We start from the raw sequence: 23,831 nt of genomic DNA, 5'->3' as shown, positions 1-23,831 counted from the left end.
CAAGACTGCTGCTGTTACCTAAAATACGCACACTCTTAGCGAGGGGCTATAGCTCAGTTGGTAGAGCACTTGCATGGCATGCAAGGGGTCAACGGTTCGACTCCGTTTAGCTCCACCATACTATTTACGACAAAGCTCAGTTTACTGAAACTTTAGAATAAATACTCGCTAGTAGGACGATATCAGCACCTAGGCAAGGCTTGCTCTATTAATAGATAAGCTCTCTGATATTGTGAAGTACCGTTGTAGCCATTTGGTTATGACACTCTATGCGTCCCCATCGTCTAGAGGCCTAGGACACCGCCCTTTCACGGCGGTAACGGGGGTTCGAATCCCCCTGGGGACGCCACTATACGGCGTCACTTATTAGCACTTTTGCTTAGTACCTTTAAGCATCAGGTAAGACTAATAAGCGAACAATATAAAAGCCCAGTCATCATACGGCGACTGGGCTTTTTTACGTCTGTCGTTTTTATAATGGCTTGTTGCAACTTACTTCAAATATAGTCAATCCTATACAACTCAGATACGGTGTCAGTCTCGCTTAGCCTACTATTTGCAGTACTTTCACTCGTCTTCCTTGTATCCAAATTATATTGAACCGACTATACCATTCATCGCTTGAGCGTTTATCGGACAAACCTTTAGCCTGTCCGATAAAGCAGTTTACGACTTGACCAAGCCTTTTAATGACAAGTTTAATGATAAATAAGTGCCAAACAAGATCACGACTGAGCCAATGATCGCGCCGATATCCAGTGCTTCGCCAAGCAAGATATAACCAAAAAATATCGCAAAAATAGGGATAACCAGCGTAATACTGGTCGCGCGCATCGGGCCGATATTTTTGATCAACTGGTTCATAAAGATAAGGGCAATGGCGGTCGAAAACACCCCAATACAAATCACGGATAGCCACGCTTTTGCGCTAATACTTGCGCCATACGGAAAATTATAAACAGCTATAGGTAGCATGACTAGGCTGGCGATAATGAGCGAACCTGCAGTGATCGCAATCGGCGAGAGGTCTTCTAAGTAGTTCCTAGTAACATTAGCGCCTACTGCATATCCTACTGCCCCAAGTAAAGCGTACCCCATTGGTAGTAGCGTTGAGCTTAGATCTTGTGCTCCTTGCTCACCAAACAAGTTCTCACTCATCAAAATCACTACGCCAATAATCCCAATCACTAAGCCTAATATTTGCTTTTTAGCGAGCTTTTCATTAAAAAAGGTACTGGCAATAAAGCCGCTCATCATCGGTACAGCAGCATTAAGTACTGCTAACACCCCCGCATTCACTGACTGTGCTGAAAATGAAAACAATGTAAAGGGAATGGCGGCTGAGAATAATCCGACGATAGTAAGCATTTTCCATTTTTTAAGAATACCCACTCGGTCTTTTGGGCTGAGCAATAAAAAGACCACCATGATGGAGCCTGCAAATATCACCCGTAGGCTGGCAAACGCCAACGAGCCAAACTCAGGGACGCCCACTCGATAAAATATAAATGAGAGCGACCACATAAAGGAAAGCACAAAGAAGGTAATAAGGTCGCGTCTAGTCATGGTTCACTCAATTTGGCAGGCTATTTATGTAGCGGTGTTGACTGGGTTGGTTAAGTCATAAAAAATATCGTGATGATAACGCTTTAATGGCTTTAGAGATGCTGTTTTTATGTATTTTTGCGGGATAGATATCAAGAAATAGGCAAGACTTCTTGAGTTTTGGCAAGACGAAAATTTGAATGTAGCGCAGGTTTGTAATGATTGGGATAACTTGGTTTGAATGAGATTGGTTTGAACAAGATTGATTTTATGGATGTCCGGCGTGATAGGATTTGACGAAAGATGGGTGTTCTTGCTAATTCAACTTAAGCTCACTACTATCTACCCTATAAAAAACTTATAAAATATATAAACACTCTATAACATAGGGATATCTAGAGCCATCAAAGGGAGGTGCTTGTTGTGTTTGGTATTGAAAATTATCTAGGATTTATCGCTGCCGCCATTTTATTAAACCTAACACCTGGTTCGGATACCATGTACATCATTACTCGTAGTGTCTCACAAGGGCAAAAAGCTGGGTTTTATTCAGTACTAGGCGTGACTTCCGGTGCGTTGATTCATACTTTATTAGCGGCGCTAGGTCTATCAGTATTATTGGCCAATTCCCCAATAGCATTTATGATCGTCAAATATATTGGTGCCAGCTACTTGTGTTATTTAGGCTTTAAGATGCTAACAAGTAAACAAGCACCTTTGATAACGAATAACGTGCAAGACCACAAAAACATTGCAACTATGAAGCCTTTCAATTATTGGCAGATATACAAACAAGGGGTGCTCACCAATACCTTTAACCCCAAAGTGGCTTTGTTTTTTGTCGCTTTCTTTCCTCAGTTTATCGACCCCAGTTATGCTCATAGCATGTTGTCATTTTTGGTATTGGGGCTGACCTTTGCCACCACGGGTTTGATATGGTGCTCGTGTTTGACATTATTGGCGTCAAAGTTCAGCGAAAACCTAAGAAAAAACCCTGCCATTGAGTCTGTCTTGAACAAAATCAGCGGTGTCGTATTTATGGGACTGGGCGTTAAATTGTTGACTGACAAAGGTTAAGCAAGTTGGAATAAAGAGTAGAGGACATAAAGTATTTAAAGAGAATTGGAATGAGAACTTCAGATAATTCAATGAAATAAACTTCCCAATACTTACTTATTCCTTCTCACCCAATAAAAAAGCCCAGTCCCCTATATTAAGGAGACTGGGCTTTATATGATTCTAACTTTAATTAACCATTAAGCAGCGTCTTTACTCTCTGCTGCTAATTGGCGTAGTACATAGTGCAACACGCCGCCATGACGCACGTATTCGCGCTCTTTTGGCGTTTGTAGACCGACGTTAACCTCAAAGGTTTCAGTTGAACCATCAGCGCGAGTAGCAGTGACTTTGGCAGTTTTGCTCTCACCATTATCGAGACCACTAATGCTGATGACTTCTGAACCATCAAGCTTGTAAGTCTCAGCGTTTTCACCTTCTTTAAAGGTCAATGGCAACACGCCCATGCCCACTAGGTTCGAGCGGTGAATACGCTCAAATGAGCTGGTCAATACCGCTTTGACACCGAGCAAAATAGTACCTTTGGCTGCCCAGTCACGGCTAGAGCCAGAACCATACTCCGCGCCGCCAAGAACAACGAGCGGACGCTTGTCTTCTTTATACTTCATCGCGGCATCATAGATGGCCATTTCTTCACCATCTTGTAGCGTCGCGCTGTCACCCTTGAAGTAATAGGTATAGCCGCCTTCCTTACCGCCCATCATGGTATTTTTGATACGGATGTTGGCAAAGGTACCACGAGTCATGACCGCATCATTACCACGGCGTGAGCCATAGCTGTTGAAGTCGGCTTGCATGACACCGCGCTCTTGCAAGTATTTGCCTGCAGGCGAGTCTGGGTCGATATTGCCCGCTGGTGAGATGTGATCGGTGGTGATTGAATCGCCGAACAGACCTAAAATACGCGCCCCTTCGATATCAGGGATACCTTCTGGCTCCATGGTCATACCATCAAAGAACGGTGGGTTTTTAATGTATGTTGAGCCTTCATCCCATGGATACAGCTGGCTATCGGCTGAGCTAATAGCGTTCCAAGCAGCACTACCGTCAAACACTTCGCCGTAGTTTTTGCGGAACATTTCAGCGTCGATATTATTGGCAATCAGCTCGTTAATTTCTTCTGAAGTTGGCCAGATATCTTTTAAGAACACATCATTGCCATCTTGATCCTGTCCGAGCGGATGAGTCGTCAAGTCAATATCAACAGTACCTGCCAATGCATAGGCAACGACCAACGGTGGTGATGCTAAATAACTGGCTTTAACATGCGAGTGAATACGACCTTCAAAGTTACGGTTACCAGACAGTACCGCTGCCGCGACTAAGTCGTTTTCTTCAATGCCTTTTTCGATCTCTTCTGATAATGGCCCTGAGTTACCGATACAAGTCGTACAACCATACCCTACTAAGTAGAAGCCTGTTTTTTCTAGCTCATCCATTAGATGGGTTTTTTCTAAATAATCGGTTACGACTTTAGAACCCGGTGCGAGCGATGTCTTAACCCAAGGTTTGGCTTTAAGCCCTTTGGCAGCAGCTTTTTTGGCCACTAGACCTGCACCAATCATTACCGCTGGATTAGAAGTATTGGTACAAGAAGTAATGGCGGCAATAACTACCGACCCGTCTCGTAGTTTATGTTGTTTGTCATCGATGCTGACATTTGAGAAGACATTGTTTGCTGGCGCATAACCTGCATTATCATCACTGGTATCAACTTCGATATTCGGCTCAGCAGCTAAGTGTTCAGCTTGCTCTTGCTCGCCGCCTTCTTGATCAAAGCGTACTTTGCCTTCTACTTCTGACTTGCGGTCTTTGGTCATTTTTTCTAGCGTTTCACCAAACTTCTCATGCATATCAGACAAATTGATACGCTGCTGTGGCAAGTTCGGACCAGCAAGTGCTGGCTGTACTGACGATAGATCTAGTTCTAGCTTGCTCGAATAAGTCGCCGCAGGTGTATCGGCATCGTGCCATAAGCCTTGCGCCTTAGCATATTTTTCGACCAGCTCAATTTGCGCTTCGTCGCGGCCTGATAGACGCAGATAATCAATCGCCATTTGGTCAATTGGGAAAATACCACAAGTTGCACCATATTCTGGTGACATATTGGCAATCGTCGCACGATCGGCAAGCGGCATGCTGTGCAGGCCTTCACCGTAGAATTCGACAAACTTACCAACCACACCATGGGCACGTAGCATTTCAACCACACGCAATACCAAATCCGTGGCGGTGACGCCTTCGGTCAATTTACCCGTCATCTCAAAACCAACGACTTGTGGAATCAACATCGATGATGGCTGTCCAAGCATGGCAGCCTCTGCTTCAATACCGCCCACGCCCCAACCAAGCACGCCAATACCATTAATCATGGTGGTATGACTGTCAGTACCAAACACCGTATCAGGATAGGCAGTAAGCTCACCGTTGACATCAGCGGCCATCACCACACGCGCTAAATACTCAAGGTTAACCTGATGGACAATACCGGTCGCTGGTGGTACGACGACAAAGTTTTCAAAGGCGTTACGACCCCAATGCAAGAACTCATAGCGCTCATTATTACGCTTAAATTCGATCTTTTCATTCAAATCTAGCGCATCTTCGCGGCCATAAGCATCGACTTGTACCGAGTGATCGACGACCAATTCACTGGGAATAAACGGGTTAATTTGCTCGGCTTTACCACCCAGCTCAACCACGGCATCACGCATAGCGGCCAAATCGACGACCGATGGCACGCCAGTGAAATCCTGCAAGACGACACGAGCAGGCATAAAGGCGATTTCTTTTGACGCCTCAGCACCTGCGTCCCAATTGGCGACAGCTTCGATGTGGTTTTTGCCCACAGACTGACCATCATCTTCGTTACGCAGTAGGTTTTCTAATACGACTTTCATGCAATATGGCAGCTTACTGATATTGCTATAGGTTTTGGTTAGCTCAGGCAGGCTGTAGTAGGTATGTTCCTTGCCATCGACCGACAAGGTGTCTTTTACGTTAAAGATATCACTCATGGTAGCTTCCTTATCTACTGGGTAGATTGTTATGAATTTATTGTTATAACTGGTGGCTAGATTAACTGTGAATTTATGAGCTTAAAGAAAAAAGGCTGATAAAATTTGCATCGACTGACCACTGGAATCAAAGAAAAAGATAAATAGTGTTTCCGTCGTTTATAACGAGTCCCCTTCACCATAACAAATTTCGAGCCCTTTGTTAACGCCTAGACGGTGTCAAATCGTGGCACAATCGTAAACGTAACAGCCGCTTAGCGGTTTATTAATAAGGTGTTCAATGATTTTTCACTTTTTCTTTTGACGGCGACCATGACGAAACACATAGTTATCTTCATAAAAGCTCATATCAGCATTTTCTGCCCAAAAATGTGGCACGCCCAAAATAGGCAAGGGAGCCAGCTGGCGCGGTGTGACATTATCTTGTGACAGCAATTTATCCATATATTGAGCAATTTTGCCATCTAGATAGACCATGCGTGCAGATAGCGGCAAGGCAAAAAAATCTTGCGGCACAAGGATGACGATACTGTGCGCACATAAAGGTTTGCGCGGTTTTATCAATTGCTCAAGCAGTGCATGACCAAAAACATAAACCGCAGCCCGAGACTGACTATTCAGTTGTTGTGGATTGTCCCACTGCGCGCGCGGCTCTATCAAACTTGCCTGCCAATCGAAATTAATCAAAGCCTCGCCAATACGCGGCTCAGACGTCACTAGTACCGCCCCATTTTCATCGAATACGGTGATGGTATCGCGGACACGACCTCGGCTAGCGCCAATCCCCTGCTGGGCAATCTCTACCATATGATAATAATTAAGCAGCGCTTTAGTCTTTGGAAAAGTCAGCCAAATACTGCCGTTAAATAAATCATGCAAGTTATCACGTGTCGGAATCTTACCACTAGTGCCAATAAAGCTTTCGTATGCTTCGCCTTCTGACAACGCCTCTTGTGAAACAAAGTTTAGCGCATGTGCTTGATTGTTTTGCGTGGACTTAGTGGTAGGTAATTGGCTTTGCAAATGCTCACTTTGCTGGTTTAACGCTTTGTTTAAAACCTTAGCGATCACGTCAGGCCGACTCTTTAGTTTAGCTTCATTAGAGCCCTCAACTTCATGAGAGCCTTCAGCATTGTTAAAGCCTTCAGCGTTTGCCCCACCGAGCTGAGCGATGGCGTTACTGATATAGTCCAACTGCTGCAAATGAGCCAGCCACGGCACTTGCCAATCAATCTCAGCAAAGCTTTTGTCAAGACTGCTGTCGCGTGTAGACAGGCTTGTAATAGGCGCTTCAGAAGAAGCTGTTGAATAAGGTTTGGCAGGTAAATCAGTGGCGGTCATGTTCACTATCTCTATTAGACGTAGGGCTTGTCTATGGTATCATAGAGCGCTTTTTTGCTGCTAGATAGGCGGCTCTAAACACCCTCCTTAGCGATATTTTATGGCAAATCTTTATGGCAAATTTTAATACCCACTTAAATGTCGCATTCATGGCCAGTGGTACGCTCAGCTTGACGGTTTATAAAGCGGGATTGATCGATGATTCAGGGTTTTTGATGTGCGTGGCGCTCGGTACCATCGGTGGGCTGTTGCCTGATTTGGATTCTGATAATTCGACACCGATTAAGCTGGGTTTTAATATTATCTCGTTTATATTCGCCTTTGGTCTGGTGATGCATTGGCGCAGTGAGCTGAGTTTACTGGCGCTCATTGCGCTATGGTTAGCTGGCTACGGCTTTATGCGTTATGTGGTTTTTACCGTTTTTACGAATATGACCGTGCATCGCGGTGTGATTCACTCCGTGCCTTATATGGCAATTTTGGGTTTGGGGCTGACTTATTTAAGCTACTACGTCTTGCACCTTCCACTGACGGCAAGCTGGTTTTACGGTTTATTTTTATTCGGTGGCGCGCTAGTGCATTTGACATTGGACGAGTTATATAGCGTCAATTTATCCGATATGAAAATGAAGCGCTCATCAGGTACAGCGATGAAGTTTTATCAGCCTAAAGATAAATGGTGGTATTTATTACTATATACACTGCTCGCCATGTTGGTCTATTTTGCCCCGCCGTTTGATGCGTTTTGGCAGCAGCTGCGTGACCCAGCACCATGGGCACAACTAAAAGTTGGCATATTGCCAGAACTAATAAAAAACATGCTGCGATAAAGATACGGTAAAGCAATAAAACCCAAGCAAAAATGAGAATAAAACATGCAACCTAATCTACACGTTTGCCCTTGCCAAATTCATCCATCATCAAGCGCTATCAGCTCACCGCTACTGTATAAAGATTGCTGTCAGCCTTATCATGAGGCTGTTTATAATGATGCTCTTTATATTGGTGAGGTTGGCAAAGCAGATGGTATAAAAGCGGAGACAGCCGAACGTCTCATGCGCACGCGCTATAGTGCCTTTGTGTTGATTAAGCCAGACTATATCGTCAAGACTACGCTAACCGCGCAGCAAGGCTTGCTAGATATCAAGGCGATTGAGTCTTGGGCAAAAGAAACAGATTGGGCAGGATTAGAAATCGTACAGCACACGCCAAAGCTGGGTAAATGCCATTCGCAGGTTGAGTTTAAAGCCTATTTTAAGACGAATGAAGATTTGCAAGCACATCATGAGTTGTCTGCTTTTGTAAAAACAAAAAACAAAGCTGATAATGATGCGAGTTGGTATTTTTTAGATCCGACCGTTGCTATGTCTATCACACAGAAACAGCCGTGTATTTGCGGGTCAGGTGAAAAGTTTAAGAGGTGTTGTGGGGTGTACTTGAGTTAGAAACTAAATTAGTTTTCCTTCGTAAAGAGTATATAGCTTCTCAAGCTGCGGCAAGTGCTTGTCATTAGATAGCAATTCGATATCATTAACCTTAGCCGTAGCAAAATGAAATATATCAAACTGACGTTTATCAATATTTTTATTGACATTATTTTCGTTGGCAATAAATTTATCTAGTCGGTATAAGTCAGCAGCTAAATCTGCGACATCTTGACTGATATCTAAAGTGGTGAGCATGTTCATCACGTTAACATATCTTTTAACCTCGTCATCTCCTTTCTTCCATAAAAAGTATCTTAGAAACTCATAACGGATGAGTGGTGTGATGACTACTTCGACGTTATTTGAAGCTATTTCAGCACGTAAAGTCTTTAATTTTTGCAAAAGATTAGCGTCATTTTCGTCAACCTTACCCTCTAGTAAATAAATTAAATAATTGGCATCAAGCAATAGTTCTCTTTCACTCATCATTGCCCTGCCTCTAGTTGTTTGATTTTTTCATCTAATAAACTTATAAGCATCTGCTTTGCTTCTGCTTGCTGTGGCGCATTATCTCGCGCTAACTTAAGCTGATTAATATCAATATCAAAAGCATCTTTTAACAAGTCTATAAATGCGGCATTATTAGGATGATTTATCAGTTCCGTTTTTACTACGCCATCTGCTTTATCACGGTATAACTCATAAGCTTCACCATGTTGTAATTGGCTCAAAACAATTGCGGAGTGAGTAGTGATATAAAAGGTAGTATTAGGGAATAGACGTTTCAAGGTAGGAATAATAGTCGCTTGCCATTTGGTATGAAGATGGCTTTCTATTTCATCGATAAATACCACGCCTTTTACATGAGCAATATTGGTTTCGTTAGTAAAATAGCTATAACCTGCAATGATAGATTGTATGATTTTCAATATTGACGCAAAGCCGCTAGAGAGTTCTGATAGTTCAGTTTTTTTATCAGCAACTTTGAAAGATACCCTGTCGTCACCTGTAATTTCGAGAAATTCTGGATGAAACCTTTCATCAATTTTGTTTAACAGACAAAGCAGTGTCGTAATCTCAATTTCACGATTGTCTTCTTTAGCTTGATAAGGGTTAGCTGATTGTGCACGTTGAATGATCCATTCATGCAAATTACTTCTATCTTTAAAGCTAATATACTCAGAATTATTGTAAGCAATTTCATTCAAATCATCTAAGTAATACTTTCTTCTTAAGAATAGCTCATTAATTCTTCTAATCCCCACCTGATTATTATGATGACTAGTACGTTCGAATGTATCCACATATACTAGAGGCAATTCATGTTGAGGAAAGAACACAGCACTATTTTTTATTTTAACTTCTTTGGGTTCAGGATATAAACAAATTTTAGTATTGCCAAATGTAAATATACTTTTGAATTTATTTTCTTCCTTATCAACATATTCAAATGAATGATTCCCTTTAAAATACAAATCAAATAATAACTTATTAGTTGAAAAGTATGCTTTGAACAACGCCTCTAAACACTTAGTCTTACCAATACCATTTTCACCGATTAGGCAATATACTCTCTGCTCAGGCTGAAAGCTAAGATGGACATCCCCTACCCCTACTAGCTGTTTTATTTGAATGTCATTGCCTAACATGGCTTCACCTAATTTTTATTAAACTATTAATTTCATAGTGGAACAACCAATTTAAAAATACAAGCCAACCATCCTAAACACTCGCCCCAACCGCCCGTGCCACCGCAATTCCTTCGTCAACCGTCAAAAACTTACGCTGGCTTGGGCTGTCTTTAAAGAGGATCTCGCCGTCTTGGAAGATGAGACATTCATTGACCGCCAGTTGTTGCCATTTTTCATTTTCAGTCAATGGCACGGTGACTAAGATAGTGACTTTATCCTGATCTGTGGTCACATCACCAAAGTTAATCGCCAAATCATCATCAGCCAGTTTGGCTTCCCCAAAAGGTGCTTGGCGCGTGAGATAAAACAATAAGCTACCCGCATAAGCCAATTGCCAGCTACCATTCGATATCAAGCAATTAAAGAGGCCATTAGCGGATAAATAACGACATTGGGTGGTCAAAAAGTTAAACAGCGTTTGATCATCGGGACGGGTTTTAAAGCTACTTTTTAGACGATTGACCAGATAACAAAATGCCATTTCAGAGTCAGTATTGCCTACTGGCTGGCAATGTGAGGCGTTACCGTTGTCTTGCAAGCGCTGACAGCGTTTAATAAACTCGCTATTCATCTGCCCATTATGCGCAAACACCCACTGCTCGCCCCACACTTCACGGACGAACGGATGGGTATTCGCCAAGCAATTCTGCCCTTGAGTCGCTTTACGAATATGCGCGATAACGTTCATGGCCTTGATTGGATAATTATTGACTAGGTCGGCGACTGGTGATAGATGGCTTGGTTTATTATCGTGGAACAAGCGTAGACCAGTTGAAGCATTCTCTGGTTTTTCACTATTAGTGCATTCGCTACGCTCAAAAAACGCAATGCCAAAGCCATCTTCATGACTGTCAGTCATACCGCCGCGACGACGAAATCCTGCAAAGCTAAAACCAATATCCGTCGGGGTATTACAGTTCATTCCTAAGAGTTGACACATTTACGCGTTACCACCTTTATTATATTGATTGTCTGCTGCGTCATGATTAACCGGATTACCTGACACAATACCAAGTTCTATATCACTCATACTAGCCAACAAATCCGCCCCAGTATTGTCATCGCTTTCAACACCATCTAGGATACGCTGGGCTTGTGCCAAATCCGTGTTTTCTACCCACAGCACGACACCAGAATTCATCCCGGGAATCGCACTGAGCGGTTGCAAGGACACGGTAATGCCATTGTTGCGCAGCAGATTGGCATGCAGCTCGCCTTGCATATTGGTGTCGTAGCGTGCCAGTTTGTGCCAGTTATCAACTTGATCGGTCATGGTAAATTCCTTTTAAACAGTTAAATGTCTTGTTAATACAGATGAATTTAATAGAAGTCAAAACCTGATGACCAGTTAATTTGATTTAGCGGATAAGCATCAATATGAAAACCGTTTGGATACTCTTTAAAACCAGGTTGTGATTTTAATTGGTTGATAGCTGCTTGCGCTTGTTGCTCAGTAGCAAATACGCCGATTAATTTAAAATCTTCGACATCGTTGTTTTTATCATCGTCTTTATAAAGCGCGTGTTCTAAAACAAACACCGTATTTTGCGCTTTTTCAACATGTGACCAATGATAAGCAGCAAGGCGTTTCATCAGGTCAGGGTTTTTGACCATGATATTATCGCCAGTACGCCCTTCGGTACGGTTGTAATGGATAACGTTTAAACGCAATAGCCAAAAAATAACCGCCGCTTTGGCCAGCATAACAGGCAACGCTCGTTTTTCATCTTCGCCAAGCTGACGTTTTGACTCATAGCCTTGCAAAAAAGCCACCATTTTACTGCGATCAAAATTCACCGACTCGCCTTGCTCAGCATCGCCCCACGTGGTACAAAAATCATTAATCGTAATGGCAATATCCATCACATAATGCTCGACGCTGACTTCGGTAAAGTCTAACAAGCCTGTGAGGCGCTCTTCACCTTTTTGGATATTATTTAACGATAAGTTCCACAGCGTATTATCAGCAAACATATCTAGATGACACAAGCCTTTTGGCAAGGTCGCAAGCGGTAATTCGCTATATGACTGCCAAATATCACTCATGAGCTTGGCTTCGTCACCGGGCATAAACTGCATTTCACGGTCACGTACTTCTGACCATGGATACAAAGGTACGCCATATTCTTCCGCAGGCTGTAATGCTTGCAAAGTCTCATGTAGCATGGCTAAAGCGGCGCCAATTTCATGACACATGGCTTGTGTAGTCTGCTGTGGGTGCGCGCCAGCCAAACAAGGCACTAGCGTAATCGCTTTATTATCATAGCGTATGACATAGCATTTTTCTGCGCTATCAGCGCCTAAATCAAGCAATGCTAACGGCGCGGCGACCGGTAATTTACCATCCAATTGATTGAGGATAACCGCCATCTTTTCGATGTCTTCTGGTGGACGCTCTTCAAATAAAGTAAATACATAAGAGTGCGCGCCATCTACATCATCAGTCGTCTGAATAAACCAGTTAGAGTTTTTGATACCTTGGGTAATCGGAATGGCACGCGCAAACGAGACGCCAAAGCGTTGGCAAAAGGCGGCAAACTGATCATTGGTTAACTGGGTATAGACGGACATGACATCTCACTTTTGGCAATTAAATAAAAAGTTAAATAGGATAGATTTAAACAGCAATGGCGACAATTGTAGCGCGCTTGGGCAAACGATAGCGAAAAGCGTAATAATCTTGCGAAAATCTGCCTGATATGGCGGTGATTTTGCTAGACTAGCGCATTGAGAGAATTGATTATAAGGTGAAAGACCCTATGTTAGCAAAGCGTATCATTCCTTGTTTGGACGTTGATAATGGACGCGTGGTCAAAGGTGTGCAGTTTGTCGATATCAAAGACGCAGGCGATCCTGTTGAAGTCGCCAAACGCTACAACGAACAAGGCGCTGACGAGATTACTTTTTTGGACATTACGGCCACCAATGACGAGCGCGACACCACCTATCATACCGTTGAACGTATGGCAGAAACCGTGTTTGTGCCACTAACGGTCGGCGGCGGTGTGCGTAAAATTGCGGATATTCGTAACTTGCTCAATGCAGGCGCGGATAAAGTAGCAATTAATTCAGCAGCAGTATTTACCCCAGAGTTCGTCGGGGAAGCGGCACAAAAATTTGGCAATCAATGTATCGTCGTGGCTATCGATGCCAAACGCGTCGCGGATATTGATGTTGATGGCATCATCATGCCGCGTTGGGAGATTTTTACCCATGGCGGTCGCAAGCCAACGGGCATCGATGCCGTCGCTTGGGCAAGTAAAATGGCTGAACTCGGCGCTGGCGAATTATTAGTGACGTCGATGGACGGTGACGGTACTAAAAAAGGCTATGACTTGGCCTTAATGAAGCAAATTACCAGCCGCGTCAATGTGCCTGTCATTGCCTCAGGCGGCGTCGGCAACCTGCAACATTTAGCAGAAGGCGTCTTAGAAGGCGGCGTCGATGCGGTACTTGCCGCCAGTATTTTTCACTTCGGTGAATATACGGTGCAAGAAGCCAAAGAATATATGGCAGCGCAAGGGATACAGATGCGCCTGTAATACGTTGGTAAAATGCAAATAAATTAGAAAAAATGTTATCATAGCGCTAACTGCTTATTATCATTTGGTTTTCGTTCATTTAACGCTCAATTCGTTTGCGTGATAACCAATCGAATAAGTGATACCAATCACAAAAATTAGAGTAGCAAGGAAAACGAGTGTAAGGACTACGCATTGTAGACTAAACAAGTTTGACACAGCTAATCGTACTTTTTGGGTTTGGTATTATTTGAATCTATCATTATATTTAGCTACTCCTACATTTTAATTAAAAGCCCATAAGGCGAAGGATGTTTTTATGTCGAATTTACAACAGCAACGCAATGACGTGACTCATATCGATGGCAACCTGCATCAAAATGAAGGCGCTCGTATTGGTATCGTCGTCGGTCGTTTTAACGGTTTTGTCGTTGAATCATTGGTAGATGGCGCAATCGATGCCCTACTGCGCCATGGTGTATTGGGTAGCAATATTACCGTCATCCGTGTACCTGGTGCATTTGAGTTGCCATTGGTTGCCCAACGCGCGGCTGAGTCAGATCGCTTTGACGCCATCATTGCGTTAGGCGCGATTATTCGCGGTAGCACGCCGCATTTTGACTTTGTGGCGAGTGAATCAGCCAAAGGCCTAAGCAGCGTTGCGATTGATTATAATATTCCTGTTGCCAACGGTGTATTGACGACTGACAGCATCGAGCAAGCGATTGAGCGTTCTGGCACGAAAGCCGGTAACAAAGGCTCAGAAGCCGCCATGGTCGTGCTAGAGATGATTGCAGTGCTATCACAGCTAGACATTGATGACGATAGCGATGACGCTTAATTAAACTCGTTACTTATTCATACTCATTAACATTTGAGTATTTTTAAGTCAGATTAAGCATCGTTGATTATTAATAAGCATTATTGTTGATTAAACTATTTAGGGCTATGGTTATTGCGATAGCCCTAAATATGCAGTGTAAATGTTCAACAGCAGTATCCAAAACTGTCTGGTAAATTTACCAGCCGACTATTATTTAACATTTTATTTTAAAACTTCTTATCTTAAAACTTATTACTTTAGAATTAGGTATAGACCCCTTATGACTGACCAACTCAAGCGCGCTATTAGTGCTGCGAAAACTGCCCAAACCGATGATAGTCAAGCTGAAGCCACGCGTATTGCGAGCAGCAGTGCGGGTGATCAAACCTTCGATATGAGTGAGTCTTCTTATAAGACCAGTCACACCGCTGTCCGTAAAGCGCGACGCTTTGCGATGCAAGGTCTATACGAATGGCTCGTCACAGACCGCCGCTTCGACACTAGTGGTAAGCTTGGCTGGAAGGCCAATGCGCCGCATGATATCGCCGCTCGTACGCGTGCTACCAATGCCATGCATACGGTACATATTGGCTATTATCATGAAATGATGCACGATATTCCAGAGCAGATTGAAGCGCTAGATGCGCTTATTAGCCAGCATCTTGACCGTGAAATCGATAAACTTGATACCGTTGAACACGCTATTCTTTTGATTGGTGCTTATGAGCTGCAAAATCATTTAGAAATCCCTTATAAAGTCGTGCTTGATGAAGCGATGAAGCTGAATAATCACTTTGGTGCCACTGACGCTCATAAACTGATTAACGCCGTCCTTGATAAAATGGCGGTTGAGCTACGTGCTGTCGAAGTAGAAGCAGATAGTAAAGCCAATCTACGCACCTCACAAAAAGCGGCTGCTAAACCTGCAGTAAAAACTGATAGCAATATAGAAAATAGTGCTGATACACAAAGTATTGAAGAAAAGTCAACTGCTTCAAACAAGCCACGTATCAGTGCCAATAATGCCACCGTCAAACGCAACAGCGCTAGTAAAGCCAGTGCGAATATTAGTGACTTTAAGGCAACTAAGAAAAATGCTGCTGAAAACACGGTTGAAAATGATACTGTTAAAACAGCGACTGCGGCAGAACCAATTGTTGAAGAAGGCATTGTTGAAGAAAGCATTGTTAAAAAAGATGTCGTCGTTGATGAACAGCCTGCAGAAGAAAAGGTAGCTGCTGACGCTGTCAATAACGACAGCAACGAAGAAAATACGGCCGTTGATATTGGTCTAATTGACTCTAATCTTGTTAGTTCTGATGAAACTGTTAGTCCTGACGAAACTGTTAGTTCTGATGAGATTGTTAGCCCTGATGCAAAAAGCCAAGACTAACCATGAACGAATTTGAGCTGATCGAGCGCATATTTTCCCAAATGCCACAGTCATTGTCCAGCATTGTCAAAAAAGGCAGTGTCGAAAAAGGCATTGGTGATGATGCCGCGGTGATGAGCTTGCCTGCAGGCGCGCGCTTGGTCAGTTGCATCGATACACTCGTCCAAGGTCGTCACTTTAGCGCTGATTGGCAACAAGTCAATGAACTGGCATTTGCCATCGGTTATAAAGCGGTTGCGGTTAACGTCTCAGACATTGCTGCGATGGGTGCAACCCCGCATAGCATTCTGCTAGCGTTGGCCTTACCTGAGCGTTTGGCAAATGAGCAATGGTTAAGTGAATTTGCTAAAGGCTTGTTTCATGCCTGCCAATTATTCGGGGTTGCCCTTATTGGTGGTGATACCACGCGTAGTGATAGCTTAATATTAAGTGTCAGCGCACAAGGATTGCTTGATGCCAACACGGCAGCTGTTTACCGCTCAGGGGCGAAAGTGGGCGATAAAATATATGTATCAGGGTCGCTCGGCGATGCCGCCTATGCCCTACAACATCCTGACAATGCTCAAGGCCTAGAGCTTGCACATCGATTGCACATGCCGACCCCGCGTATTGCCTTAGGGGCAGCCTTAGCAAAAATTGGTGCTACCGCGATGATAGATATCTCTGACGGTCTCTATCAAGACCTTAGCCATATCTGCCAGCAAAGCGGCGTTAGTATGCGCCTTAATCTGGAGCAGCTACCTACTAGCAAGCCATTAGCAAGCGTAGATTTATCTGAGCGCTTATTATGCCAACTGACGGGTGGTGATGATTACGAATTGGCTTTTACTTTGCCTGCTGATATCGAACCTCGTGTTAATAACAACAGCAACACGCCAGTCACCTGTATCGGTGAGGTGACTGCGATGACAAATCATAAATACACAGACACATCTACCGCTTTACGTCCTGAGTTATTTTATCAAGGACAACTAGTCACCCCAACTCATTCCGCGCCATTTTCAACATGGCCCGACCTTACTGGTTACCAACATTTTGCAGGTTAATCCATGACCGATCAAGACCTCTCCAAGCCTGATATCCGACAAGCAAATGACTGCCCACCGCTACCAGCAAATGCTAGCCTGCTTGATCGTGCGGTTTATTGGCTTGGTATTGGTTTAGGTAGTGGCTTGCCTCGCCGTGCGCCCGGTACTTGGGGGTCGGTGGGTGGTTTAATCGTCGCCATACCTCTAATGAGCTTAGGTTTTGTGCCATTTTTGATTATTACTATCCTATCCTGCCTCATTGGTATTTGGATATGTGGTCGTACCTCTGAGCTGATGCAAGGTCATGATGATCCGCATATCGTCTGGGACGAATGGGCTGGTATCTGGATTACTTTACTGCCATTTTCTTATATGAGTGTCTCTACTGCCAGTTATTGGCAAGACATCTCACAGAGCTTATCGGTCATTGCGCTTATCATCGCTTTCGTTTTGTTTCGCTTTTTTGACATTATTAAGCCACCACCAATTGGTTGGGCAGATAAGAAGGTCGCTGGCGGTCTCGGTATTATGCTTGATGATATTATTGCTGGCGTAATGGCGGCAGCGGTATGGATAATTGTGATGCTCGGTATGCTGTTATAGTCAATACTCTATAAGCAGATGCGTAATTAGGCTTTCTTATATTAATTGTTATGTAACTTTTTATATAACTTTAAGTTACAAAGCTTGCACGGCATTGCGTTTTTTCGTCTTAACATTTGCGTTATAATAATAGATTATATTTTGTTACATTTAACGAGCTACTATGACCTCTCCTCTTTCTGTCATTATCCTTGCTGCCGGTAAAGGTACGCGTATGCAGTCGGCTAAGCCAAAAGTGCTACAGACACTGGCTGGCAAATCATTGTTAAGCCACGTATTAGATACCTGTCATCAGCTGACGATGGATGAGACTATCATCGTCCATGGTTTTGGTGGCGAGCAAGTAAAATCAGAAATTACCAGCCAATATGCGCAGTCCTCAATTACTTGGGTCGCCCAGACTGAGCAATTAGGCACAGGGCATGCGGTCAAAGTAACTTTAGCTGACTTACCAGCAGAGGGACAGAGTCTCATTCTGTATGGTGATGTGCCATTGGTCAGCTGCCAGACGCTAGCGGCATTGAAGGCAGCTAACACTAGTGGCATGTCGATGCTGACGTTAACGGTTGATAATCCATTTGGCCTCGGTCGTATCAAACGTGATACAAACGGCAATATCGAAGCCATCGTCGAGCAAAAAGATGCCAGCGCTGATGAGCAGAATATCCAAGAGATTAATAGCGGTATCTATTGCGTTGACAATGCCCTACTGCATAAATATCTACCAAAGCTCTCTAATGACAATGCGCAGCAAGAATATTATCTCACTGATATTGTCAAAATGGCCGTTGCTGATGGCATTACGATTGCCGCGATAGAGCCTGAACATACGTTTGAGATTGAAGGTGTCAATAACCGTCAACAGCTGGCCAGCTTGGAGCGCACATGGCAGGGTAAACTGGTTGCAGACTTACAAGAAGCGGGCGTCCAGTTTGCTGATCCGACGCGCGTTGATATTCGCGGTAGCTTGAGCGCAGGTCAAGATGTATTCGTCGATGTTGGCGTGGTGTTTGAGGGTGATTGTGTCTTGGGTGACAACGTTTATATCGAAGCGGGTTGTGTCATCAAAAACGCGAAAATTGGTAATGCCTGTCATATCAAACCTTATTGTGTGATTGATCATGCTGAGATTGGTGCAGGTGTCGATGTTGGTCCTTTTGCCCATTTGCGTCCAGAAACCGTATTGGCTGACAATAGCAAGGTCGGAAATTTTGTCGAAATCAAAAAATCGACGATCGGTCATGGCAGCAAAGTCAATCATTTAAGCTATGTTGGCGATGCCACGGTTGGTACAGGCGTCAATATTGGTGCTGGTGTCATTACTTGTAATTACGACGGCGCCAATAAATCGCAAACCATCATTGAAGACAATGCTTTTATCGGCTCTAACGCCAGCTTGGTCGCGCCAGTAACCATTGGTGATACCGCTACGGTTGCAGCAGGTTCAGTGATTACTAAAAATGTCGATAGTAAAGCATTAGCCTTTGGTCGCGCGCGCCAAACGCAAAAAGATGACTTCCAGCGACCGACTAAAAAATAACGGCAGCTTTGACAGTTAGTTCAATGAAGCTAGCTCTGAGCAAACTTAAGCAGTACGACAATGATTTGTGGTGCTGCTTATTTATATTTATAGATTAAACAAACATCATTACATATCGAAACATCATCAAAATCTAAACTATTGAAATATCGAAACATCAAAACATGAAACATCGAATTTAAGGAATCACTATGTGCGGAATAGTCGGGGCAGTTGCTGAGCGTAATATCGCTAATATCTTACTTGAAGGTCTTAAACGTTTAGAGTATCGCGGCTACGATTCCGCCGGTTTGACCGTCATTCGTGATGGCGAATTACACCGTGAGCGTCAAGTAGGCAAAGTACAAGCCTTGGTCGATGCCGTCGCAGTCAATCCAGAGTTTTTTGATGGTCATATTGGTATTGCGCATACACGTTGGGCCACGCATGGCGAGCCCGCCCAACGTAACGCCCATCCGCACGTATCCGGTAAAATTGCTGTTGTCCACAATGGTATCGTTGAGAACTACGCCGAGCTAAAAGAAGAGCTGATTGCTAAAGGCTATGAGTTCACCTCGCAAACCGATACCGAAGTCGTCGCTCATTTAATCAATGATATCTACAAAAGCACACCTGATTTATTAGAAGCAGTTCGTGCGGTTATTCCTTTATTACATGGTGCTTTTGCCCTTGGTATTGTGCATATTGATTGCCCAAACGAGCTGATTACCGTCCGTTTGGGCTCGCCACTGGTCATCGGTGTGGGCATTGGTGAGAACTTTATCGCCTCCGACCAATTAGCGCTTTTACCCGTGACCAATCGCTTTATGTATTTAGAAGAAGGCGATATCGCCAAATTGACGCGTAGCAGCATTAAAGTTTATGCCGAGGGTGTCGAGGTGAAACGTCAAATACATGAGATCGACGCCGCCCAGCATAATGCTGATAAAGGCGAGTTTAAGCATTATATGCTCAAAGAAATCTATGAGCAGCCAGATGCGGTCGCTCGTACGGTTGAGATGGCGTTAGATAGCGATGAGCCGTCTAAACTGCGCGATGACTTTTTACAGCGTCATGAAGCACAATTAAAAGGCATTAAACATGTCCAAGTCATCGCTTGTGGCACCAGTTATCACTCAGGTTTGGTGGCAAAATATTGGTTTGAGAGCCTAATTCGTGTGCCTTGTTCCGTTGAAGTCGCTAGTGAGTTCCGCTACCGTAATCCGGTCGTCGTTGATAACACATTAGTCATTTGTATTTCGCAATCTGGTGAGACGGCCGATACTTTGTCAGCGCTACGTGATACTCAAAAGCAAGCACCAATAGGTCTGGTCAGCTTGGCCTTGTGTAATGTACCGACATCATCACTGGTACGTGAGACGGATATCTTTTTACCCACGCTTGCCGGTCCCGAGATCGGCGTTGCTTCTACCAAAGCCTTTACGACTCAGCTTGCCGCTTTGATGCTATTGGTCTTAAAAGTGGGTGTCGTGCAAGAGCGTATGACTGGCGAAAACTTGAGTACCCTGCTAGGTCAATTACAAGAACTACGTGGTCAACTGCATGCCAGCTTAAACCTCGACGCCCCTATCAAAGCCATGAGTGAACACTTTGAATATAAGAAAAGCTGCTTGTTTTTAGGTCGTGGCCTGCAGTTCCCAATTGCCTTAGAAGGCGCATTGAAGCTAAAAGAAATCTCTTATATTCACGCAGAAGGCTATGCAGCAGGTGAGCTGAAACACGGTCCATTGGCATTGGTCGATAAAGACATGCCCATCGTTGTACTAGCGCCCAAAGACAGTATGTTTGATAAGCTAAAAGCCAACATGCAAGAAGTACATGCGCGTCACGGTGAGCTGTTTGTATTCGCCAGTGAAGAAAGCAAGATGGTCGCAGAAGATAGAATGCACGTGGTCTATGTGCCTGATGTTTGCGAGACGCTAGCCCCTATCGTCTACAGTGTACCCGTCCAGCTATTGTCCTATCATGTGGCAGTCATGCGTGGTACTGACGTCGATCAGCCACGTAACCTCGCAAAATCAGTTACGGTTGAGTAGATTAAGACATTGATTTTAATACATATTTAACTATAATAGTATTATGTACTGCTGAATCCTGCGCTATCTTTATAACGAGATGACGCAGGATTTTTTTATGGATAACAACAATAGATAGAGCCAATTTAGTTAGAAAATGACTTAATATAAGATTACTATTAAGACGATAAACATGTCGAAAACAATTAAAATACTCGTTTTTCAACCTATTTACCATAATCACCGTTATGGAAGCAATAGGGGTTTTTGGGTTCTCTACTGCCCATTTTAGATAGTGAAAGGTAGTGATCTAAGGTAGTAAACTTTGCCTAGGTATTAAAAGTAAAGTACTGGATAATATTTGAGATAACGAATTCAAAAATAGAGATGGTGTAAAATATTTATTTGGAGTAACGCATGCTATTCAATCCAGTGAGACGAAGAGAAACTGCAATGATCGATTTCTTGATAAATACTGAATATGATGCAGAAAGACCGATGGGTAACGTTGCTTTGAGCGGTATAAATATGCTTATTGGTGATTGGATAGTCGGCTTAAAACCAGAAAATGAGGTCATTCTACCCAGTCGCATTGAGTGGCTACAAATGGCTATTGACACTAATGAGGTTTTTGATGGCCCTTATGAAAGTGCAACTTTCCATAAATATAACCTATATAAACACTTAGCACTTGCTAAATGGTTATATACAGGCGTAGATAGCCAAAAAGACTGGCAACATGCTAGGGTTCTTTTCGTTGATAACTATACCTCTGGGAAATGGTACGAAACAAGGAAACTAAGAACAGATGCTTTGGACAATTATTTAGCCTTATGTATCCAAGCAGAAAGTTATCAAGCTGGAATTGATGAATTTGAAAAATATCATGGGCAGAAAAAAATTTCGTTAAAAACAAAAACGATAACACCTAGATACTATGGTTATTTAGTTTGTCAAAATAAGTTAAACCTCGTTCATAATGATGCAACTATGATTGAGTTAGGTAGAAAATTATTGGTAGCTAATTTGGAAGATCACCCATGGCTAGGCTATGGTCAGTACTCTACAGCGGCTATGTGGTTAAAAATAGTATATTGGCATAACGATAAAAATTTAACGCCAGAACAGACGCTTCTTAAGTGTTATGACAATATGCCCAACGTACAAAAACCAAATTTTGAAGGAGGCCTCAAAAAACGGTCATTTCTTAGATTCTTCAGGGTCTAATATATGTGGCTTCTTTAAGCTATACCCCAAGGAAACCAGCTATTTCACCCTTCAAACCTATTAACAGACCACTAAGCTAAATATGATTTTCGGCACTAAGTAATATAATTCCGTTCATCAACTTTGCATCTTAAATACGTCAATATTTAAACCAGCCCTTTATAAAGAAAGTAAAACCCTACCACGGTTAATAATAACGCAAAACATTTTTTTAGTAATTGTGGTGACAGTATATGAGCGACTTTCGCCCCTAGCTTAGCGGTGAAAAAGCTCATAATACTAATGCCTAAAAAGGCATAAATATGGACGAAGCCAATGGTATTGGGCACATCGACTTGCTGCTGCATGCCAAAAATCATAAAGCCCAACGCACCAGCAATGGCAATCGGCAATCCACAGGCTGCTGATGTGCCAACGGCTTTTTGCATGACCACGCCATAACGCGTGAGATAAGGAACGGTTAAGCTGCCACCACCGATACCAAAAATGGCAGAAGCGACACCGATAACCCCGCCTGCTGCTAATTGCTTAGGCTTAGACGGCAGTTCTGGATTAACATCATTAGAATGACTAGCGACCTGCTTTTTACCCCCAAAAAACATTTTATAAGCGACCCAAAGTAAGAATACGCCAACGATAAGCTGGAGATATAGCCCAGATATTTGCCCTGCTATTCCTGCGCCCAAAAAGCAACCAAGCGCTAGACCTGGTGCGAGATTTTTAAAGACAGGCCACATGACCGCGCCCTTTTTATTATGCGCCATGAGCGAGCTAATAGAGGTGACAATGATGGTTGCTAGTGATGTCCCTAACGCCAAATGCATGATATTGTCAGGGCTGTAGCCCATTTGAGTAAAGACAATAAATAATAATGGTACGATGATGGTGCCACCGCCCACGCCAAATAGCCCTGCAGCAAAACCTGCCAGCGCCCCAATTATTAAAAAAATGAGTATTTCCACGGGATAGTTACTTCTCGGTTAAAGGATAGTTTTATAGTCGATGCTAAATAAAATAGATACGTTATCTTAAACGATTTCTATCTGACCTACTTGATGGTAAGCACGATTAAAATACACCAAACTTTCATCAGTGCCACCTTGTGATACGGCGTGCTTGATGGCGACTACACGACACATAAAGACGCTATGTGTGCCTACTTCTTGAATATGCTCAATCTCACAATCAAAACTGACCAGCGCATCCTCTAAAACAGGCGCACCTGTCGCTAATTGCGTCCAAGCGCCCTGTTTAAATCGTTCTTCCGAACTTAATTTTGAGGCAAAGGCATTAGATATTGGCTCATGCTGTGCGCCTAGTACATTGACACTCAAGGTTTTATTTTCAAGAAAGTGGGCATGTGAGCGAGAGGTCTGATTCATACAGACCAGCAAGGTAGGCGGTGTGTCTGTGACGCTACATACCGCAGATGCCGTAAACCCATGAATACCAGAGTTACCTTTTGTGGTAACCACATTAACGGCAGTCGTCAATAGCGACATGGCATCTCTAAAGTCGGTGGCTTCAATCATAATTTCAGTCCTAAATTTATCACAGATTATTTTTAAAACGCGCTCAGCTGT

The 23,831-nt window shown here is 43.3% G+C and carries 21 protein-coding genes and 2 tRNA genes; 13 read left to right on the top strand and 10 right to left on the bottom strand.

All coding sequences use genetic code 11. The features are described 5' to 3' along the window. Window positions 1–42 precede the first annotated feature (42 nt). Window positions 43–118: transfer RNA gene (locus tag AAEY80_RS08610), tRNA-Ala, on the top strand. Window positions 119–273: 155 nt separating this feature from the next. Next, window positions 274–349, top strand: a tRNA-Glu gene (locus AAEY80_RS08605). 317 nt (window positions 350–666) lie between these two features. Here the strand turns inward: AAEY80_RS08605 and AAEY80_RS08600 are convergent. Next, window positions 667–1,566, bottom strand: coding sequence for a DMT family transporter (locus AAEY80_RS08600; RefSeq protein ID WP_201567449.1), 900 nt, complete (start codon window positions 1,564–1,566; stop codon window positions 667–669). 402 nt (window positions 1,567–1,968) lie between these two features. Between AAEY80_RS08600 and AAEY80_RS08595 the strand changes: the two genes are divergently transcribed. Then, a complete protein-coding gene (locus AAEY80_RS08595; RefSeq protein WP_025653219.1) occupies window positions 1,969–2,622 on the top strand; it encodes a LysE family translocator in 654 nt (217 codons plus the stop codon). A gap of 179 nt (window positions 2,623–2,801) precedes the next feature. Here the strand turns inward: AAEY80_RS08595 and AAEY80_RS08590 are convergent, their stop codons facing one another. Both AAEY80_RS08590 and AAEY80_RS08585 read right to left on the bottom strand, forming a co-directional pair. Beyond that, the gene (locus AAEY80_RS08590; RefSeq protein WP_201616825.1) at window positions 2,802–5,639 is read right to left on the bottom strand and encodes an aconitate hydratase; all 2,838 of its coding nucleotides are present in this window, start codon (window positions 5,637–5,639) and stop codon (window positions 2,802–2,804) included. 288 nt (window positions 5,640–5,927) lie between these two features. Next, entirely contained in the window at window positions 5,928–6,980 is a 1,053-nt protein-coding gene (locus AAEY80_RS08585) for a DUF3025 domain-containing protein (RefSeq protein ID WP_025653217.1), read from the bottom strand. 113 nt (window positions 6,981–7,093) lie between these two features. On the opposite strand from AAEY80_RS08585, the gene AAEY80_RS08580 reads away from it, so the two are divergent. Next, on the top strand, window positions 7,094–7,810 hold the full coding sequence (locus tag AAEY80_RS08580; RefSeq protein WP_025653216.1) for a metal-dependent hydrolase: 717 nt from the start codon (window positions 7,094–7,096) through the stop codon (window positions 7,808–7,810). Window positions 7,811–7,855: 45 nt separating this feature from the next. Next, the gene (locus AAEY80_RS08575) at window positions 7,856–8,425 is read left to right on the top strand and encodes a YchJ family protein (protein ID WP_025653215.1); all 570 of its coding nucleotides are present in this window, start codon (window positions 7,856–7,858) and stop codon (window positions 8,423–8,425) included. Between the two features lie 3 nt (window positions 8,426–8,428). Here AAEY80_RS08575 and AAEY80_RS08570 read toward each other — a convergent pair whose 3' ends face one another. The 5 genes from AAEY80_RS08570 to AAEY80_RS08550 all read right to left on the bottom strand — a co-directional run bounded on the left by AAEY80_RS08570 (window position 8,429) and on the right by AAEY80_RS08550 (window position 12,669). Beyond that, window positions 8,429–8,896, bottom strand: coding sequence for a type II toxin-antitoxin system VapC family toxin (locus AAEY80_RS08570; protein WP_025653214.1), 468 nt, complete (start codon window positions 8,894–8,896; stop codon window positions 8,429–8,431). After that, window positions 8,893–10,056 (bottom strand): AAA family ATPase, encoded by a 1,164-nt coding sequence (locus AAEY80_RS08565; protein ID WP_350588184.1) that lies wholly within the window; start codon window positions 10,054–10,056, stop codon window positions 8,893–8,895. Before AAEY80_RS08565 ends, AAEY80_RS08570 begins: the two co-directional genes overlap by 4 nt. A gap of 73 nt (window positions 10,057–10,129) precedes the next feature. Further along, window positions 10,130–11,038 carry a class II glutamine amidotransferase gene (locus AAEY80_RS08560; RefSeq protein WP_201575373.1) on the bottom strand — a complete coding sequence of 303 codons (909 nt, stop codon included), beginning with the start codon at window positions 11,036–11,038 and terminating at the stop codon, window positions 10,130–10,132. Next, complete coding sequence (locus tag AAEY80_RS08555; RefSeq protein WP_227523180.1) at window positions 11,039–11,371, bottom strand: hypothetical protein; 333 nt, start codon at window positions 11,369–11,371, stop codon at window positions 11,039–11,041. 47 nt (window positions 11,372–11,418) lie between these two features. Next, window positions 11,419–12,669 (bottom strand): homoserine kinase, encoded by a 1,251-nt coding sequence (locus AAEY80_RS08550; RefSeq protein ID WP_350588183.1) that lies wholly within the window; start codon window positions 12,667–12,669, stop codon window positions 11,419–11,421. A 188-nt stretch (window positions 12,670–12,857) separates the two neighbouring features. On the opposite strand from AAEY80_RS08550, the gene hisF reads away from it, so the two are divergent. The 8 genes from hisF to AAEY80_RS08510 all read left to right on the top strand — a co-directional run bounded on the left by hisF (window position 12,858) and on the right by AAEY80_RS08510 (window position 22,248). Further along, window positions 12,858–13,640 carry an imidazole glycerol phosphate synthase subunit HisF gene (gene hisF, locus AAEY80_RS08545; protein WP_201599761.1) on the top strand — a complete coding sequence of 261 codons (783 nt, stop codon included), beginning with the start codon at window positions 12,858–12,860 and terminating at the stop codon, window positions 13,638–13,640. Window positions 13,641–13,938: 298 nt separating this feature from the next. Continuing rightward, a complete protein-coding gene (ribH, locus tag AAEY80_RS08540) occupies window positions 13,939–14,460 on the top strand; it encodes a 6,7-dimethyl-8-ribityllumazine synthase (RefSeq protein ID WP_025653207.1) in 522 nt (173 codons plus the stop codon). A gap of 262 nt (window positions 14,461–14,722) precedes the next feature. After that, window positions 14,723–15,835, top strand: coding sequence for a transcription antitermination factor NusB (gene nusB, locus AAEY80_RS08535; RefSeq protein ID WP_350588182.1), 1,113 nt, complete (start codon window positions 14,723–14,725; stop codon window positions 15,833–15,835). Window positions 15,836–15,837: 2 nt separating this feature from the next. Further along, a complete protein-coding gene (gene thiL, locus AAEY80_RS08530; RefSeq protein WP_201599763.1) occupies window positions 15,838–16,881 on the top strand; it encodes a thiamine-phosphate kinase in 1,044 nt (347 codons plus the stop codon). Between the two features lie 3 nt (window positions 16,882–16,884). After that, on the top strand, window positions 16,885–17,466 hold the full coding sequence (locus tag AAEY80_RS08525) for a phosphatidylglycerophosphatase A family protein (RefSeq protein WP_101210846.1): 582 nt from the start codon (window positions 16,885–16,887) through the stop codon (window positions 17,464–17,466). Between the two features lie 163 nt (window positions 17,467–17,629). Next, window positions 17,630–19,006: a bifunctional UDP-N-acetylglucosamine diphosphorylase/glucosamine-1-phosphate N-acetyltransferase GlmU gene (gene glmU / locus AAEY80_RS08520; protein WP_101210847.1), complete on the top strand. Its 1,377-nt coding sequence runs from the start codon at window positions 17,630–17,632 to the stop codon at window positions 19,004–19,006. Between the two features lie 191 nt (window positions 19,007–19,197). After that, window positions 19,198–21,042 (top strand): glutamine--fructose-6-phosphate transaminase (isomerizing), encoded by a 1,845-nt coding sequence (gene glmS, locus AAEY80_RS08515; protein ID WP_201567171.1) that lies wholly within the window; start codon window positions 19,198–19,200, stop codon window positions 21,040–21,042. A gap of 396 nt (window positions 21,043–21,438) precedes the next feature. After that, window positions 21,439–22,248, top strand: coding sequence for a hypothetical protein (locus AAEY80_RS08510; protein ID WP_201575387.1), 810 nt, complete (start codon window positions 21,439–21,441; stop codon window positions 22,246–22,248). 146 nt (window positions 22,249–22,394) lie between these two features. Here AAEY80_RS08510 and AAEY80_RS08505 read toward each other — a convergent pair whose 3' ends face one another. Together AAEY80_RS08505 and AAEY80_RS08500 are read right to left on the bottom strand one after the other, a co-directional pair. Continuing rightward, window positions 22,395–23,210 (bottom strand): sulfite exporter TauE/SafE family protein, encoded by an 816-nt coding sequence (locus AAEY80_RS08505; protein ID WP_201575389.1) that lies wholly within the window; start codon window positions 23,208–23,210, stop codon window positions 22,395–22,397. Window positions 23,211–23,276: 66 nt separating this feature from the next. Further along, a complete protein-coding gene (locus tag AAEY80_RS08500; RefSeq protein WP_025653197.1) occupies window positions 23,277–23,780 on the bottom strand; it encodes a flavin reductase in 504 nt (167 codons plus the stop codon). Window positions 23,781–23,831: the final 51 nt, after the last annotated feature.

This window comes from Psychrobacter sp. 78a-MNA-CIBAN-0178 (assembly GCF_040309625.1).
GTDB classification, from domain to species: Bacteria; Pseudomonadota; Gammaproteobacteria; order Pseudomonadales; family Moraxellaceae; genus Psychrobacter; species Psychrobacter okhotskensis.
The sequence above is the reverse complement of the archived record's forward strand: the minus strand, read 5'-3'. Positions and strand labels throughout refer to the sequence as shown.